This window comes from Stenotrophomonas sp. STEN022 (genome assembly GCF_056760155.1).
Window position 1 is genome coordinate 1 of the sequence record NZ_JBRREG010000043.1, and the last position, 17,454, is coordinate 17,454.

General features: G+C 61.8%; 12 protein-coding genes. 9 read left to right on the plus strand and 3 right to left on the minus strand.

Features of this window, described 5'->3' with window-relative positions; all coding sequences use genetic code 11:
- Positions 1-198: 198 nt before the first annotated feature.
- Entirely contained in the window at positions 199-1,281 is a 1,083-nt protein-coding gene (gene rnd / locus ACVOMF_RS10720) for a ribonuclease D (RefSeq protein ID WP_481509271.1), read from the minus strand.
- A gap of 84 nt (positions 1,282-1,365) precedes the next feature.
- Here rnd and ACVOMF_RS10725 point away from each other — a divergent pair, with 84 nt between their 5' ends.
- The 6 genes from ACVOMF_RS10725 to ACVOMF_RS10750 all read left to right on the plus strand — a co-directional run bounded on the left by ACVOMF_RS10725 (position 1,366) and on the right by ACVOMF_RS10750 (position 11,082).
- Positions 1,366-3,315 (plus strand): SUMF1/EgtB/PvdO family nonheme iron enzyme, encoded by a 1,950-nt coding sequence (locus ACVOMF_RS10725; RefSeq protein ID WP_481509272.1) that lies wholly within the window; start codon positions 1,366-1,368, stop codon positions 3,313-3,315.
- A 1,015-nt stretch (positions 3,316-4,330) separates the two neighbouring features.
- Positions 4,331-5,704, plus strand: a complete 1,374-nt coding sequence (locus tag ACVOMF_RS10730) for a hypothetical protein (protein ID WP_481509273.1) — start codon at positions 4,331-4,333, stop codon at positions 5,702-5,704.
- Positions 5,704-6,162: a three component ABC system middle component gene (locus ACVOMF_RS10735; RefSeq protein WP_481509274.1), complete on the plus strand. Its 459-nt coding sequence runs from the start codon at positions 5,704-5,706 to the stop codon at positions 6,160-6,162. Before ACVOMF_RS10730 ends, ACVOMF_RS10735 begins: the two co-directional genes overlap by 1 nt.
- Positions 6,159-8,168 (plus strand): DUF3732 domain-containing protein, encoded by a 2,010-nt coding sequence (locus ACVOMF_RS10740; RefSeq protein WP_481509275.1) that lies wholly within the window; start codon positions 6,159-6,161, stop codon positions 8,166-8,168. The genes ACVOMF_RS10735 and ACVOMF_RS10740 overlap by 4 nt, the downstream gene beginning before the upstream one ends.
- 699 nt (positions 8,169-8,867) lie before the next feature.
- The gene (locus ACVOMF_RS10745) at positions 8,868-9,782 is read left to right on the plus strand and encodes a M48 family metallopeptidase (RefSeq protein ID WP_481509276.1); all 915 of its coding nucleotides are present in this window, start codon (positions 8,868-8,870) and stop codon (positions 9,780-9,782) included.
- 85 nt (positions 9,783-9,867) lie between these two features.
- On the plus strand, positions 9,868-11,082 hold the full coding sequence (locus tag ACVOMF_RS10750; RefSeq protein ID WP_481509277.1) for a virulence factor family protein: 1,215 nt from the start codon (positions 9,868-9,870) through the stop codon (positions 11,080-11,082).
- Here the strand turns inward: ACVOMF_RS10750 and xseA are convergent.
- Together xseA and queG are read right to left on the minus strand one after the other, a co-directional pair.
- Positions 11,073-12,443 (minus strand): exodeoxyribonuclease VII large subunit, encoded by a 1,371-nt coding sequence (gene xseA / locus ACVOMF_RS10755; RefSeq protein WP_481509278.1) that lies wholly within the window; start codon positions 12,441-12,443, stop codon positions 11,073-11,075. The genes ACVOMF_RS10750 and xseA overlap by 10 nt on opposite strands.
- A gap of 109 nt (positions 12,444-12,552) precedes the next feature.
- A complete protein-coding gene (gene queG, locus ACVOMF_RS10760; protein WP_481509279.1) occupies positions 12,553-13,635 on the minus strand; it encodes a tRNA epoxyqueuosine(34) reductase QueG in 1,083 nt (360 codons plus the stop codon).
- 23 nt (positions 13,636-13,658) lie between these two features.
- Here queG and ACVOMF_RS10765 point away from each other — a divergent pair, with 23 nt between their 5' ends.
- The 3 genes from ACVOMF_RS10765 to ACVOMF_RS10775 all read left to right on the plus strand — a co-directional run bounded on the left by ACVOMF_RS10765 (position 13,659) and on the right by ACVOMF_RS10775 (position 17,310).
- On the plus strand, positions 13,659-15,137 hold the full coding sequence (locus tag ACVOMF_RS10765) for an NAD(P)H-hydrate dehydratase (protein WP_481509280.1): 1,479 nt from the start codon (positions 13,659-13,661) through the stop codon (positions 15,135-15,137).
- Positions 15,138-15,145: 8 nt separating this feature from the next.
- On the plus strand, positions 15,146-15,625 hold the full coding sequence (tsaE, locus tag ACVOMF_RS10770) for a tRNA (adenosine(37)-N6)-threonylcarbamoyltransferase complex ATPase subunit type 1 TsaE (RefSeq protein ID WP_481509281.1): 480 nt from the start codon (positions 15,146-15,148) through the stop codon (positions 15,623-15,625).
- A gap of 80 nt (positions 15,626-15,705) precedes the next feature.
- Positions 15,706-17,310, plus strand: a complete 1,605-nt coding sequence (locus ACVOMF_RS10775) for an N-acetylmuramoyl-L-alanine amidase (RefSeq protein ID WP_481509282.1) — start codon at positions 15,706-15,708, stop codon at positions 17,308-17,310.
- Positions 17,311-17,454 lie beyond the last annotated feature (144 nt).

Genomic DNA, 17,454 nt, shown 5'->3' on the forward strand with positions numbered 1-17,454 from the left:
GTCACCGCCTGTATGCGCAAATACCTGACCAGGCTCAATGCCATGAAGCGTGACAACGCACCTTGGGCAGCCGGTATAGCGGGGGGCGCTCAAGACAGTTGACTCCTACAAGTGTGTGCATGCGTTCTTTTGTGATTTTGCCGAGCATGGCTCGGCACTACAGTTGACTCGGCCCCGACTTGGTCGGGGCTTTGATGCTCAGTTGCTTGGGAGCAACGGCCGCAGCACCGGTTCCAGCTGTTCGCGGCGCCAGCCAGCGAGGGCTGGCGGCCAGTTGCCGCTTTCCAGCAGTGCTTCCAGATGCTTGCGTGAAGCCAGCAAGCCGTCCGGCAGTCCCAGCTCTGCGGTGCGCTTGCTGACGGCGTCCTGCAGGCGCTTGAGTGCGCTCTTGTTGCCGTCGGTGGCCGGCAGGGCCATCGGTGCGTCGGCTTCGTCGGCAAGCGGGGTGATCAGTGCTTCCCATACCTGCTGAGCCAGCTTGCGCGGGGCCTTGGGGAAGCGGCCGAACACCTTCAGCATGGCCTCGTAGTCGGCTGGCGGGGTGCGTGCCAGCACGTTGGCAAGTTCATTGTCCAGTATCCAGCTGCGCGGCTTGTCGCTGCTGCGGGCCTGCTGGTCGCGCCAGCGCAACAGGCGCAACAGGCGCAGCTGGGCGTCGCGCTCCAGCACCTGCGAGGAGCGCATCGACAGGTGCGGCCAGTGCTCACCTTCATCACCTTCGACGCTGGCCAGCAGGCGCTCGCCATCGTCCTGCAGCCATTGCATGCGGCCTGCGGTCTGCAGCTTGGCGCTGATGGTGTCGTGCATGGCGAACAGGTATTCGACGTCGTCGGCGGCGTATTCCAGCTGCGCGTCGCTGAGCGGGCGCTTGAGCCAGTCCGAGCGGGTCTCGCCCTTGGGCAGGGTAACGCCGGTGATCTCGGCGACCAGCTTCTGGTAGCCCATGCCGCCGCCGATGCCGGCCAGTGCGGCGCCGATCTGGGTGTCGAACAGCGGCCGCGGCAGCGCGTCGCAGGCGCACTTGAAGGCGACCAGGTCTTCGCTGGCGCTGTGCATGATCTTGGTGATCGAGGTGTCGGTCAGCCAGGGCTTCAGTGCCTCGCACATGCCGGGGATCAGCGGGTCGATCAGCAGGATCTCATCGCCGACCGCCATCTGTACCAGGGCCAGCTGCGGCCAATAGGTGCGTTCGCGGATGAATTCGGTGTCCAGCCCGATCCGGCTCGGGCGCTGGCGGTAGCGTTCTTCCAACTCCGCCGGGTGTTTGATCCAGTAAGCCACGTGGGGTTCCGTCAACTGCAGGGTTTGCTCAGGCAGGCGAGAATAGCCTAACGTCGGGCCGCTCCCGGGAAAGTGTGCAAGGTAATGGAGGCGTTTTTGGGTAAAACCGGCCAATTGTTGGGTCTGACGGCGCTGTTGCTGGCGTTGGTGGGGTGCAGCGGCAGCGCGCCGCAGGCGCCGCTGGCTGCGCCCAATGCCGAGCCAGCGAAGAAGCCTGGGCTGGCCGAGCGGCTGGAGGCAAGGGCTGAAGCACGTGCCGAAGCCAAGGCCGAAGCCAAGGCGGCCGCGAAGGTGGAGCCTGCAGCGCCCGATCCCACGCCGCAGGTTGAGGACATCACGCTGCCGGTCTGGAACGCGCCGGAAGTGAGCCTGCAGTCCGGGCAGCTGGCTGAAGCGCGCAAGGCGGCCGACAAGGCGCTGGCCGAGGACAGGCTGTACCGCGACGCCGAGGACGCGATTCCGCTCTACCTCGCGATCCTGGCCCAGCAGCCGAAGGACCGGGCTGCGCAGCGCGGCCTGGACAAGGCCCGGCAGCGTCTGCGCGCGCAGGCAAGCGCCTTGATGGCGCAACCCGAGAATCAACGCCAGGCCTTGGCCCAGGCTGCCGAGATCGCTGGCGTTGCGGTTGCGTTGGCTCCCGATGGCAAGGCCGAGCAGGCCTTGCAGCAGCGCATCGCAGTGGCGCGGCGGCGGCTGGCATTGAATCGCGCCGGTGAGCAGGCGCTGCGCCAGCACCAGTTTGGCGAGGATGGCGGCGGCGCGCAGGCGGCCTTCCGCGAGGTGTTGGCCACCGATCCGCTCAACAGCCGTGCCCGACAGGGCTTGGCGGCAGTGGAAAGTGGCCTGATCCGCCGTGCTGAGAATGCCGCTGCGATGGAGTCGGATTTCGCCGCAGCTGCACGCTGGCTGGACAAGGCCACCACCATCCGCGGCGAAAGCGTGACCCTCAAGGATGCCCGCGCGCGCATCGAAGGCATCCGCACCGCCCAGCTCGATGCGCTGCGCGAAGGCGGCCTGCGTGATCTGGTCTCATCCAAGGGGCTGAAGGATGCACGGCTGAAGCTGGCCCAGGCCGAGCGCATCGCGCTGCCCGGCGACCGCACCGTGGCCTTGCTGCGCGAGCGCATCGAGCTGGTTACCCATTACGGCAGCTTCCGCCCTGGGCAGGTATTCAGTGATGCCTTGAGTGAAGGCAGTCGCGGCCCGCAGATGGTGGTGGTGCCGCACGGCAGCTTCCAGATGGGGGCCGGTGAGGGCGAGATCGGCAGCAGCGATGCCGAACGCCCGCAGCATCTGGTGAACTTCGAGCGCGGCTTTGCGATGTCGATCACCGAGGTCACCGTGGCTGATTTCCGCCGTTTCGTGGAATCGGCCAAGGCACGGCCGCGTGCGACCCGACGCGGCCATTCCATTGTCTATGACGAGCGCAGTGGTAACTTCATCCGCCGCAGCGGGGTGGACTGGCAGTCCGATTACAACGGCGTCAAGGCCGCACCCAACAGCCCGGTGATGCATGTCAGCGTGCGCGACGCCGAGGCCTACGCGGCATGGTTGAGCGAGCAGACCGGGCGCTATTACCGGTTGCCCAGCGAGTCGGAGTTCGAATACGCATTGCGGGCTGGCAGCCAGGGCCGCTATCCGTGGGGACGATCGATGACGCCGCCGGAGAACGCCGGCAACTTCACTGGCAGCCTGGATGTATCGCCCAGTGGCCGGCACTGGAACAACGCCTTCGTCGGCTATGGCGACGGCTTCTGGGGCACCGCCCCGGTGGCCATGTTCCGCGCCAACGCCTGGGGCCTGCACGACATCAGCGGCAATGTCAGCGAGTGGGTGGCCGATTGCTGGCACGCCAGCTACCGGCGTGCGCCGGCCGATGGCGCCGCCTGGTACAACCCGGGGTGCCGGCAGCGGGTGATCCGCGGTGGAAACTGGGCCAATGCCCCGGAGCAGACTCGCGCGGCGTGGCGGCAGTCACAGGACTCGGACGTCACCTCCGCGCGCATCGGCTTCCGCCTGGTACGCGGAATTTGACCTTGCAGCGGCGTGTGCTGGCGTTCCTATAGCGAAGCGCTGTCCGCGACCTAACCAGGGTCAGTGCTATCGACTCGAACGCGCTGATTTCCCGCGATCGAGGCAGTTTCGCGCAGTTTGGAGCTTGTGAGGCTGCCGGTCGGGAGCGCCCGACGTTGGGTGATGGGGCTAGATCAATGCCAACGGTGCGTGCCGCGGCGCAACGTGCTCAATCTCGGGGGCAGGATGATTTCGCGTCGTCCAGACTTGTCTCGGCCTTGCTGTTTGGGATCATTAAAGGTCCGGTCTGACTGCCACGATGCTTCTGCCGGGACTATAGATGCGTGGTGCAGCGTCGGAGCCGGCCATAGGCTGATTAAGTGCAGTACCTTTGGTCTGTTGGCGAACAATTGGCAAAGGCCAGTAGATCCCCTAGGGGGGCGCTGTAACGTTGCTGTGGTTGCTAATTTTTTGTACTCGTCTGGACTGGCTACACATCCGATAGATGCGTCGCGCCATCCGGCTGCTATGCCGTGACAAAAGGCGGGCAGCAGTCCTGGCAGATATCACGGGAAACGTCTAAAAAGAATTCCGCGCCAGCTCTTCGGCTGGGAAGTCCCGCCGGGGCGATGGAAGCAGTGATCGAAAACGTTCGAATCAGGCGTTGCACTTGAATCTAGAGAATGCCTTACTTCCGCGCCGACACGCGCGACGTTGGGGCAATTCAAGGCAAATGCCTGCGCCAAAGTCGAGTGCCTTTTCCGGGCAGTCAGGCGCCAACTTGGTAAAAGAGCGCTATCGTGGTTTGGTCAAGATCACGGCGTAGGTGCTTGTGTTGTTTGCACTTTTCAACTTTTGGAAGCTGCTTAAGCTGGGTAATTGCGTATGCGGTGCGCCATCCCGCAGCATAAAATGACCCTGGAAGTCGCCGATTTCTTGTAGGCAGTCGGTCGTGTCGATTCAAAAGTTGCAAATCTAGGTGTATGAGTGAATTGTTCGGATCATCCTGTAATCTCGGGCCTGACGAGCTTCGTGAATGGATTTCCTCGACGCATCGTTGGTAAGATCTGGGGGCGATAAAGACAGGGGCTGTTTCATGGAATCATCAAAGAGCATCGCTATGCTAGGGCAGGGGCTGTTGCCGCTGGCTCTAAAAGGACCCTCCGCACCTGCCAAGAGCGAAGCGATCGTTGGCGATAAGCTCGCATTTGATGCCACTCGGCTTTCAGAAGCACTGAAGTATCAAGTTCACGTAGCTATAGATTATTGTCATAGTTTGAAGCCTGATGACGTTCTTTGGATCGAGGTGCACGGCGACGTAACGGTCGAGGGTCAAGAACAGATTGAGGTCAAGGACTACAGTGGCGATCTGACTGATAATCATGAGAACCTTTGGAAGACGCTGAATAACTGGTTGAACACCGGATTTCCGCATCAAGATTATGTCTCCCTAGTGCTGCTTACGACCCAGGGATTCGGTGATCGCGCGTCAATCAAGGATTGGAACGACTGGGACCCACACCAGCGTCTAGCTGCTTTGGATAACATCCATCAAGGCGCAGAGAGACGCTATGCGGAGCGAAGCGCCTCCCGAAACGGTGGCTGCTCAGTGGCGTCGGAGTCCGATGCAAGAACGGGTAAGCATGAGCGAGTGCCGGATGTCTTGAAACTCCAGAGGCGCGTTATGGCTCCAGAAGCGAGGGAGGCATTGGGGCAGATATTGGTCAAGGTGAAGTTCATCACTGACCAGCCTGATCTTCTTGGGTTGATTGATCAATACAAGAGGAAGTACTTAAGGGCTGTGCTGCCTCACCGACAAGACGATTTTCTGGATGATCTTTTCGGGTTCATGACCAATGCAATGAGGATGTCTACGAAGTGGAGCTTCACCAGTGCGCAGTTCACTTCGAAGATCGCCGAGCTCACTGCGCGATACATGGTCGGCACTGTTAAGTTTCCACGTCTTGACGCCGGACAGATCACAATAGAGGCGCAAAGCAAGAATTTTAGAGATCGAATTTTTGTGAAAAAGCTCGTTGAAATCGGTGGTGATGATGATCTTGTTTTGGAGGCGACTGTTGATCTTCTCTCAGCACAAAAATACATCTCCGAGCTACTGAAAGATCTCAGTGCGTCCGTCGAAGATATTGAGAGTTACAGCGCCAATCAGTTGCGGAGCCATCGCGCCTCTCGCTCTGCTTTGCTTCGCAACAGCAACCCGGCATCGACTCACGCTGAGCGTCAGAAGGCTTCTTGCTCGTTCTACGACAGTCGATGTGCTTTGTCAGCTGATCGATTTGGCGGCTTCGATCTTACGCCGATCGAGTTTCGCAACGGTATCTATCATATGTTGGCCGATCAGTTAGATCCTCCCCCGCTGCGCGACTTCCAGTGGCGGCTATGGGAATGATGTCCAGCCCGGTTGAACATCTCTATACGCTTCAACGGTCCCCCTTTGCGTTGGCGCCGGTTATTCACCAGTTCTACGATAGTGCGTCTCCTCGCGAGCGGGATCTGTTGCTTAGCTATTTAGTTCTGCCGATGGTCTTGTATCCATCGATGCAAAAATATCTGGTCGCCGCGACGAGTCGAAGTAGCCTTCGCACGCTTTGCAATGATCAGTCCAGGCTTGTTGGTCTTGTTCATACCACTGGTCGGTTCAAGGCGCTGACTCATGGCGCGCTGCTCGTTCTAAAGGCCGAGCGGAGCATCGAGATAACTAACAATTTAGCAGTCAAGTCCGTTGGTGACGTTCGTCGGGGCAATGCGATCGAGAAGCACTTGGATGCGGCTCGGCGGCTTTCCTTGATCTTTGCGGAAGCGGATGTCGTATCCATCTACAGGATGTTGGGGTTCAAGTCACTATGAAATGCTTTATCCGCTACATCGGCGTTGTTGACACGGATGGCGATCTTCATCAAGTCAAGTTTGAGCCCGGTCTTAACATCATTACGGGAAAGTCTTCTACCGGTAAGAGTGCAATTCTCGAAATCTTTGACTATTGCCTTGGTAGTCGTGAGGATACGATACCGGTTGGGATCATCACGGAACGCGCAGAGATTTTTTTTGTGGTTTGGCAGTTTCCAAGGTATTTTTTGGTGGCTGCACGCAAGAAAAATTCAAATCGATGCTTTTTGCTTGAACAACAAGGTGTAGAGCCGGATGGGCTGTTGGAGCTGATCAAGCAGTCGTCGGCATTTTTTTCTGAAAAGAATTTTATGCCATTGAGTGATTTCAATAAGAGCCTAGGCCGTTACTTCTCAATTACGCTCGAGAATATTGACGAGGATCCTTACTTCAAGCTTGCTGGCAGGAGCAAGGCCGCTACACCATCCGTGCGAAGCTTCTCTTCGTTCATGCTTCAACATCAAAATCTTGTCGCTAATAAGCATGCGATTTTCTATCGATTCGATGAAAAAGAAAAACGCGACCAGGCGATCAATCATTTCAAGATCTTCATGGGTATGGTCGATGAGGCTTACTTTGATCTTTTCAAGGAGCAAGAAGTTGCAAAGCATGAGCTGAGGAAGATTCAAGCTCAGATTCCTAGGCAAGCCCAACGCAAGACAGCCGCAATTGATAGATACAGGGATCTTTTGGCTCAGTTTAAGACGTTGGCCGGATTTGACCTGATTGAGGCTACCGCAGAGCAGATCTATGCAAGGCCCATTCCGCTGCTTAACCAGATATCTGCGCGACAGGTCAGAATTGATGTGCTTTCCAATGAAATCGAAAACAGAAGAGAAGCGCTGAGTCGTAAGCGAGCCGAGGCACTCCTTGAGAAGCGGCAGTTGCAAGGTCAGCTGAGGCTGGTGTCAGAAGCTGTTGTTTCCGCTACCCAGTTTAATGTGGGCATGAAGACAGACAGGTTGCCTGATTCGACTGAGCTCTTCGAAGCCCATTGCCCGGTCTGCGAGTCTCACACATTGGCGCCGGCGACTGAGGCCAACAAGCTTGTGGATGCCATTGACTGGCTGAACGGTGAGCTTAGACTGTCGACCTACGCGCGTGAAAGCTTTGCGGCAGAAGGGCGGAAAATTCAAGAGAAGATTGATGTCATCGATGATCGGCTGCGCTCGATTCTTTCTGAGATTAAGCCTATCGACGAAGAAGCCACAAGGCTCAAGTCGTCGAAGTCAATAGATGAGCAGGCCACTAAATCTAAACTATTGCTTGAGATTGCAATTCAGGATCAGTTGGACAAACCTGAGTCAGAGCTTTCTGCGCAGGCGAGTCAATGGGATGAGGAGATCAGGCGGTTAGCTCATCTATTGGAAGAGTACGGTGTTGAAGAGAGGCTCGCAGCATTGAGTCAAAGCATCGATGCAAAACTGTGCGAGTTTGGTGATCTCTTCAGCTTTGAAGAAACTTACAAGCCATCGAGGTTGCGCTTCAATATTGAGACCTTCGAGCTTTGGTATCAACAAGACGACGGCAGTCGAGTTTATCTCCGTTCTATGGGAAGTGGAGCGAACTGGCTCTACTCTCACCTAGCGCTCTTCTTGGCGCTGCACTATCAATTTGCGGCTGAGGAAAAGTGCAAGATCCCACCCATCCTCTTCCTTGATCAGCCGACTCAGGTCTACTTCCCGGCCGCTTTGGATGATGGTGAAGATTTCCGGCCACAAGATCTGGCGAAACAATCCAGGCGCGAGAATCGTGTTGATGAGGACATGAGTGCGGTTAACAATATGTTTACGCAGTTCGCCAAATTTTGCGATCACACCGCAAGGGACACAGGGGTGATGCCGCAAATTATCGTCTCTGACCATGCGGACAAACTGACCCTTGGAGAAGGCTACGATTTCAAGAGCTTTGTTCGCGCTACTTGGCGCACAAGGGGCTTCATTGCGAACGGCTCAGCATCAGCCTGATACGGCGGTGCATGAGAAAGTCCTCGTCTCTAAAGGGCGATGGTGGTCCTGTTTTGTCTGCTGCCAGCTCCCGAACACTGCTGCCCCGCGCTTTCTAGCTTGAGATCACTGGGTTGTGTTGTTCGCTTTGGTCTGGCGAGTGCAAGCGGGGCGGAAGTCCTAATTGTCATTGGCCGCGTGGCGCCTCCACTTGGCTTCGCGCCTATCGTTAGGTTACCGGCATTCTTGAGACTTTTGATGAGCTGGGGGAAGACGCTGAGCTTCTCGGCGTCCCCCAATGGCTGGGCGACCTGCTGCGCTGAATGACTCTGCGCGCTCGGCAGCAGCGCGGCCGCCAAGGCGGCGACCATCGTTATCGTGTTCTTCTTCATTATGAAAGCACCTGTGGTCGGTCGGGAGGGCGGGAGTGATGGCATGCTTCAGTCGCACTATCACCCGAACTCTACTTCTGAGTGATTCGAAGCGGCCGGGAGGCCTTAAGAGGAAGTGGAAATCAGGGCGCTTTATTTGGGCTTAAGGGCGAGCGCGTTCGATGATCACCCAGCGGACTGGCTTCCTGGTGATTTGGGGTGGATTCCGTGTCAGGGCGTCACTATCCGGGGGCATCGTGAACGTGGCGGCTCAGGACCCCGATATGCTTTCGGGAACCGCTGGCGCTACCATCGGCCACGGCCAGCCCGGCCCAGACGGAATCCAAGCATGCGACAAGATCCTTTCGGTAACCAAGGCAATGGCGGTCAACGTCGGCGTGGTGGCGGCCTGTTCGGGAATATCCGCTGGGTGATCCTGCTGGGCTTCGCGGTCTATGGCGGCTGCTATTACTTCGGCAACCGCTCGGTGGACCCGTATACCGGCGAGAAGGTGCTGATCGACAGCTCGCTCAATGCCAGTGAAGAGAAGGCGATGGGCCTGCAGGCCTACCAGGAGATACTGGCACAGGAGCGGCCGGTCGATCCAAATTCGCAGATCGCCCGCCAGGTGCGCGAGATCGCCAGTCGCCTGATCGCCAAGGTCGACGTGGTGGAAACCTCGCTGGCGCAGGAGCACGGCCTGCAGCCGCAGCACTTCGCCAAGGATTTCGAGTGGGACGTGAACGTGCTGCAGTCCGATGAAGCCAATGCGTTCTGCCTGCCCGGCGGCAAGATGGCGGTCTATACCGGGCTGATCCCGGTGGCGCAGAATGCCGATGCGCTGGCGGTGGTGATGGGGCACGAAATCGCCCACGCCTTGTTGCGGCATGGTGCCCAGCGCATGGCCCAGCAGAAGCTGACCCAGATCGGGCAGATGGCTGGTGCCGCCAGCGGCATGGATGTTCAACAACAGCAGATGATGATGTCGGCGATGGGCTACGGCTATCTGCTGCCGTATGCGCGTTCACATGAAACCCAGGCAGATGAAGTCGGGTTGATGCTGGCCGCTGCTGCCTGCTTCAACCCGGAAGAAGCGGTGCCGCTATGGCAGCGTATGAGTCAGGCCAGTGGCGGGCAGGCGCCGCCGGAGTTCTCTTCCACCCATCCCAATCCCGGCACCCGCATCCAGAACCTGCAGGCCTTGATGCCCAAGGCGCTGGAGTACAAACAGCGCTTCTGTACCGCCGGAGCAGCAGCCAGGTAGCAGGCGGCGCAGCGGACTGCACAAGGACATAACGAACGCCGGTGGATGCTCGCCGGCGTTCTTGCTTTGTGACCAGAGGTTACGGATGCGACGTGGTGCGTTGCTGGGTCTTGGTGTGTTGTTGATCGTGGTGACGGTTGGCTGGGGCTGGGCGGCACACGCCAGGCAGTTGTCTGCAGGTCGCTACGGCCGTGTGCAGGTGGTGGAGCCGCCGGTCGCGCCGCGTGGTCTGGTGATCTACTTCGCAGACCCGGCCTTGCCACGTGCGCAGCGCAGGCAGTTTGCCGGGCAGCTGGCACACGCCGGCGCATGGGTGGCGGTGGTGGACGCAGCGCGTTATCGACAGCGGCTGCAGAAGGGCAATGGCAGCTGCCGCGCGATGGCCGATGATGCGGCGCTGCTTGCCCAGAAGTTGCTCAAACGCGAGCGTGCCGAGCAGTTCTACCTGCCGGTATTGGTCGGTCAGGGCAGCAGTGCAGGCTTGGTGAGCGACAGCGCGGCCGGTGCTGCAGCCGGCGAATTCGCCGCCGTCCTGGTTTCTGCGGATGGCGCCGCATCGAACAATGTCAGCTGCGTTGGAGGAACGGCCACCGTGCAGGTCAAGTCCTTGCCGACGGATGCGCTGTTGGCGGCGGTACCCATGGCGCTGCACGCCGCACCTGCATCGGGGGTGGCGACGCTGCCCTTGGTGGAGATGCCGGTTGCAGGCAGCAAGCGGCTGGTGGTGTTGATCTCCGGTGACGGCGGTTGGCGTGACCTGGACAAGGGGCTGGCGCACGAGCTCAACCAGCGCGGCATTTCCGTGGTCGGCTGGAACAGCCTGCGCTACTTCTGGAAGAAACGTACTGCTGCCCAGATAGGTGCCGATCTGGACAACGTGGTGCGCGCCTACCGTCAGCGTTGGCGGGCTGACGACGTGGCGCTGGTTGGCTATTCGTTTGGTGCCGATGTGTTGCCCTTCGCCTATCCACTGCTCAGCGAGGAGCAGCGCCGCGCGGTACGGCTGGTGTCGCTGTTGGGGCTTGCCCACGGTGCTGACTTCGAGGTGCGCCTAGGTGGCTGGCTGGGTTGGTTCCGTGCCCAGGAAGTGCCTGTGCAGCCTGCGTTGGCCGGCTTGCAGCCGGTCGCGCACCAGTGCATTTACGGCGTCGATGAGAAAGACAGCCTTTGCCGCGACCTGCGAGGTGATGCGCAGATGCAGGTGGTTGAGCTCCCCGGTGGGCATCACTTCGATCGTGACCCGGGCAAGCTGGCGCGGATCATTGTCGATCGTTGGGACGCGGCGCCGGCTCAGCCCTGAGTGGAATCGCTGGACGCTGGTTTTGCGCGGATCTGCTCAACCTTCAATTGCAGCTCGCCTTCTGCCAGACGGGCGCGCAGCTGTTCGCCGGGCTTGACCTGGTCGGTGCTGCGGACCAAGGCGCCATCCTCAAGCGTGGTCAGGATGGAATAACCACGCGCCACGGTAGCCAAGGGGCTCACCGCTTCCAGTGAGCGGGCGATGCCGCGCAGACGCAATGCATCGCGCTGCAACTGGCGCGCCATCGCCGCATGGGCGCGCGGTGCCAGGGTTGCCAGCTTCTCGGCCAAAGCACTCAAGCGGCGCTGCGGCTGGGTGCTGCGTAGCACGGTGGCGGCATGGCGGAGTCGAGATGCGCGACGTTCCTGTTGCTGCCGCCAGATGGCGTGCAGGCGTGCGAAGGCGGCTTCCTGTCGATGCTTGAGCAGGTTCAGTCGTGCCTGCGGGCTATGCGCCTGCAGCCGCAAGGCTGCACGGTCGGCGCGCTGCATGGCCTGGCTCATTGCGTGTACCTGCAGCTGTTGCAGGCGTTGCGCCAACCGGCGTACCCGCAGCGCAAGATCGCGTTGGTCCGGGACCAGCAGCTCGGCGGCCACGGAAGGCGTCGGTGCGCGCAGATCGGCGGCGAAGTCGCTCAGGCTGAAGTCGGTTTCGTGGCCTACCGCCGAGACCACCGGCGTGTTGCTGGCGGCGACTGCACGCGCCAACTGTTCATCGTTGAATGCCCACAGGTCTTCCAGCGAACCACCGCCGCGGGTCAGCAGGATCACGTCGTAACGGCCACTGGCATCGGCCTGGCGCAGCAGCGAGGTGATCTGCGGAGCGGCGGTGGCACCCTGTACCAGCGACGGCAGTAGCTCGACTTCCAGCATCGGGAAACGGCGTTCCAGCACGCTCAGTACGTCGCGCACCGCCGCGCCGCTGGGCGAGGTGATCACCGCTAGGCGGCGCACGTGCGCTGGCAGCGGACGCTTGCGCGCCGGGTCAAACAGGCCCTCGGCTTCGAGCCGGGCCTTGAGTTCGTCGTAGGCGCGACGCAGCGCGCCTTCGCCGGCTTCTTCCATGTGGTCGAGGATCAGCTGGTAGTCGCCACGTGCTTCGTACAGCGTCAATCGGCCGCGCACCAATACGCGCATGCCTTCGCGCGGGAGGAACTTCAGCCACTGGCTCTTGGGCTTGAACATCGCTGCACGCACCTGGGCGCGTGCGTCCTTCAAGGTGAAGTACAGATGCCCGGAGGCGGGCCGGCTGACACTGCCCAGCTCTCCTTCCACCCATACCATTGGGAACGTGCTCTCCAGAAGGTCGCGCGCCAAGGTGTTGAGCTGGTTGGGGGTGAGGACGTCGTTGCTGGAGGTCATGGTTCAACTGCTATGCCGATAGGACGCTCGGCCGCGCCGGGGGCGCAGCGGAGCTGACGGCCCCTATCTTACGGGAGCGGCTGCGCTGGCCGGCGATATCGGAATGGGGTCAGGGCTTCTGCGTGGCGTCGGCATGCTGCTGCAAGGCCCACTGCACATGTTCGCGCACCACTTCGGATGCATGCGTCTGGCGGCTTTGCAGCGCTTGCCTTGCGGCGGGAGAGGGCGCGGCATTGCCAAGCGCCACGGCAATATTGCGCAGCCAGCGTTCGTGGCCGCTGCGACGGATCGGGCTGCCCTCGGTGCGGCGCAGGAACTCGTCTTCTTCCCAGGCGAACAGCTCGGGCAGGGTGGCGGTGTCGAGATTGTTGCGGGCACGGAAGTCCGGCTCATCGGTGCGCTGGGCGAACTTGTTCCAAGGGCAGACCAGCTGGCAGTCATCGCAGCCATAGATGCGGTTGCCCATCAGCGGACGCATTTCCAGCGGAATCGCGCCTTCATGCTCGATGGTCAGATAGGAGATGCAACGGCGCGCATCCAACCGATGTGGGGCGATGATGGCGGCAGTGGGACAGACATCAATGCAGCGCGTGCAGCTGCCGCAATGCGCGGTGGCTGGCACATCCACCGGCAATGGCAGGTCAACGTAGATCTCGCCTAGGAAGAACCAGGAGCCGCCGTTGCGGTCGATCAGGCAGGTGTGTTTGCCGATCCAGCCCAGCCCGGCATTGCGCGCCAGTGCGCGCTCCAGCACAGGAGCGGAGTCGACGAAGACCCGGTAGCCGAATTGCCCGATCTCGCCGGCGATGCGCTCGGCCAGCTTCTGCAGGCGGTTGCGCATCAGCTTGTGGTAATCGCGGCCCAGCGCGTAGCGCGCCACATAGGCGCGCTCGCCATCATTCAAGGTTGCCCAGGCTTCGGCATCGTCCTTGTGACCGTAATCCAGACCAACCGAGATCACCCGCAGCGTGCCGGGCAGCAGTTCCTGTGGGCGTGCCCGCAAGGTGCTGTGGCGCGCCATCCATTCCATCGTCCCGTACAGGCCTTTGCCCAGCCAGTCGGCCAGGTGCGCTTCATCCTCGCCCAGCTCGATGCCGCTGACTCCGTAGCGCTGGAAGCCCGCCTCAAGGGCAAGCTGGCGGATGCGCAGCGACAACTGCGCCGGGTTTGCGGCGGTAACGGCTTCAGACATGGCGCAAGTATAGAATTGCCGGCATGTCAGAGCCCGTCGAATTGTTCGATATCACCGCTGCCCGCCAGATTGATGGGCAAGCGACCGCTGCCCTGGGCGGCGATGCTTACCTGCTGATGCAGCGCGCCGGCCACGCCGCGTGGCAGACCGCGCTGCAGTATTGGCCGCAGGCGCGGCGTATCGTGGTGGTGTGCGGGCCGGGCAACAACGGCGGCGATGGCTATGTGCTGGCCCGTCACGCCCGCCAGTCTGGACGTGATGTCAGTGTGCTGCACCTGCCGGAGGCGTCGCCGCGCACGGCCTTGGCGCAGCGCGCCTGCACCGACTATCTGGCTGTTGGCGGTCACGTTGAGATCGTGTCGCATTGCCTGCAGCAGGCCGATCTGATCGTCGATGCGCTGTATGGCATCGGCTTCAGCCGTGCGCCAGATATCGAAGACGGCGCCCTGATTGCAGCAATGAATGCTGCGTCTGCGCCGGTGTTCGCGCTGGATGTGCCCAGTGGCGTTGATGCGCTCAGCGGTAACGTGGCCGGCGCGGCGGTGCGTGCGGCGCGGGTATTGCAGTTCATCGTGCCGCATCAGGGCCTGCACACCGGTGCGGCGCTGGAGCATGCCGGGCAGCGCTTGCTGGCTGATCTGGAGGTGCCGGCTGTCGCATTCGAGGGTGTCAGCGCGAGCGCGCTGCGCTGGGCCAGGCCGCAGTTGCTGCGGATGCTGCCACCGCGTCGACTCAATACCCATAAAGGCGAATCCGGGCATGTGCTGTGCGTCGGCGGCAACCATGGTAGCGGTGGCGCGGTGATGCTTGCTGCCGAGGCTGCGCTGCGCGGTGGTGCCGGTCTGTGCAGTGTGGCGACGCGCGCGCTGCATGTGGCGCCGTTGTTGGCGCGTTGTCCCGAAGCGATGGTGCACGCCGTCGATAGTTCCGAGGATTTCGCGCCATTGCTGGCACGCGCCACTGTCATCGCGCTTGGGCCCGGACTGGGCCAGGATGATTGGGCACATGCCTTGTGGTCGGCGGTGCTGGCCAGCGGCAAGCAGGTGGTGCTTGATGCCGATGGTTTGAACCTGCTGGCCGCTGATCCGCGGCCGTTGCCGCTGCCGCAGGCGATTCTCACCCCGCATCCGGGCGAGGCCGCGCGCCTGCTCGGCACCGATACCGCCAGCATCCAGCGCGATCGTTTCGGCGCAGCGCATGCGCTGGCTGCGCGCTATGCGGCAGTGGTGGTGCTCAAGGGCGCCGGCACGGTGGTCGCCGCGCCGGGGCAGCTGCCGCGGGTGATTGCCGCGGGAAATCCGGGCATGGCGGTTGGCGGCATGGGCGATCTGTTGACCGGCGCGATCGCCGCCGTGTTGGCGCAGGGCCTGTCGCTGTTTGATGCAGCCAGTACCGGTGCCTTGCTGCACAGCCTGGCCGGCGATGCAGCGGCTGCCGAAGGTGAGCGCGGGCTGTTGCCACGCGATCTATTGCCGCACCTGCGGACGCTGGCCAATCCATAATGTCTCCCATGATCGAATTGTCTTTGCCCCAATCCGAGAGCACCGACCTGCTGGGTCAGGCCTTGGCACAGACCCGGCCCGCGCAGGCGGTGGTTCACCTGCAAGGTGATCTTGGCGCTGGAAAATCCACCCTGGCCCGCGCCCTGCTGCGCGCGCTGGGCGTGCAGGGGCCGATCCGCAGCCCTACCTACACCTTGATCGAGCGCTACCCGCTGGATACCGGCGAGGCCTGGCACCTGGACCTGTACCGGATTGGCAACGCCGGTGAGCTGGATTTCCTCGGTCTGGACGATGCCAGCGCCGACCTGTGGCTGATCGAATGGCCCGAGCGCGGGGCAGGCGGATTGCCGCCGTTGGACCTGGTGGTGGCGCTGGAGATCGACGGCCATGGTCGCCGTGCACGGCTGCAGGCACATAGTCCAACCGGCGAGGCCTGGCTGCAGCGGCTGCGCAAAACGGAACACTTGCAGGGGCTTTCTGCCCTGTAACAACAGGAAGTTACGGCAGGTTGCGGATTATTAAGGGAAAAAATGTTGCAATTACCGAAATCCGGTGATTGAATCCGCTCATGACTACGGGAAACCGCCTGTTCGCATTGTCTGTCGCCGTTGCCGGCCTGTGCCTGGCCAGCGCTTCCGCGTGGGCTGGTGAGGTCCGTGGGCTCGGTTTGAGTGCTGGCGCAACCGGCACCCGCGCCGAGATCCAGCTGGCCGGTGGTGGCAGCTACAAGACCATCAGCCTGGCCGGCCCCAACCGTCTGGTCATCGATTTCCCCGAATCCACCGGCGTGCGCGGCCTCAAGTTGCCTGCGCCTGCAGGTGTGGTCACCGCCGTGCGCACCGGGAACCCGGTCCCCGGTACCTTCCGCATCGTGTTCGACCTGGCCGAATCTGTAGCCGCGTTCAAGCCGCAGATGCAGGGGCAGGGCGCTGAATCCAAATTGCTGATCGAGTGGCCGGGTGAGACCGCGCCGCGTGCAAGCGCAGCAGCTGCACCTGTCGCCAGCGCCTCAACAGCATCCGTGCCGCCGACCGTTCCTGCCGTGGACCCTGCGCAGGCACGTGCCGAGGCAGCCCGTGCTACGGCGGCATTGACTGCGGCGGTACGCCAGCAGGCGACCACGCCGCCGGCTCCGGTGCAGGTTGCTGCGAACCCCGCACCGGCGGCGGTAACGATTGTCGCCGCAGCAACCGGCAATCCTTCAGCAGCTCCATCTACGTCTTCGCCAGCAGCTATCCTCAGTGGTCAGGGCACTCCGGTCCGCACGACAATAGCTACCGGCGTTCCGACCCCGGTCGTGCCGCGCCCGGCCGAGCCGGCTGCCGCCGCACCGGTCGCCGCAGCGCAGACGCCTGCACCACGTCCGGTCATGCCAAGTGACGCGTCACGAATTCGGATGGCGCCGGGTATGCGCAATCTGGTGGTTGCCATTGATCCGGGCCACGGCGGCCAGGATCCGGGTGCCGTCGGCCCCACTGGCAAGCGCGAGAAGGACGTGACGCTGGCTGTCGCACGCGAGCTGGCCCGCCAGGTCAACGCAACCCCGGGCCTGCGCGCCTACCTGACCCGCGACACCGATGTGTTCATCCCGCTGCCGATGCGCGCCCAGCGTGCGCGTGCGGCCAAGGCTGACATCTTCATCTCGATCCATGCCGATGCCGCCGAGAATCGCTCAGCGACGGGTTCATCGGTGTATGTCCTGTCGACCAAGGGCGCGTCTTCGCAGCGTGCGCGTTGGCTGGCGGACAAGGAAAACGCCGCCGACCTGATTGGTGGCGTCAGCCTCAGCCGTACCGAAGGCACCTTGGCCAACGTGCTGCTGGATCTGGCCCAGAGCGGCAACATGAAGGCGTCGGAAGACGCGGCCGGGCACGTGCTCGGCGGTCTCAAGCGTATCGGCAACAACCACAAGCCGAACCTTGAGCGGGCCAACTTCGCCGTGCTGCGCACCTCCGACATGCCGGCGATGCTGGTCGAAACCGCGTTCATCTCCAACCCGGACGAAGAGCGCCGCCTGATCGATCCGGCCTACCAGCGCCGCATCGCCGGTGCCGTGCTGGATGGCGTGCACACCTTCTTCAGCCGCCAGCCACCGCCGGGCACCTTGTTTGCCGCCCGCGCCCAGGCCGAGATGGATGCAGCGGCTGGTACCGTTGCTGGTGGTAGCAAGTAAGGCGGTACTTGCCTTGAGCCCCTCTCCCCGCGGGAGAGGGGTTGGGGTGAGGGCCGAGCGAAGTCGGATTGATGAACACCCAGTTCTTGTCCGGCTCTTTCTGCTGCATGCTGGCAATGTTGGCTGGCCTACCCTCATCCGCCC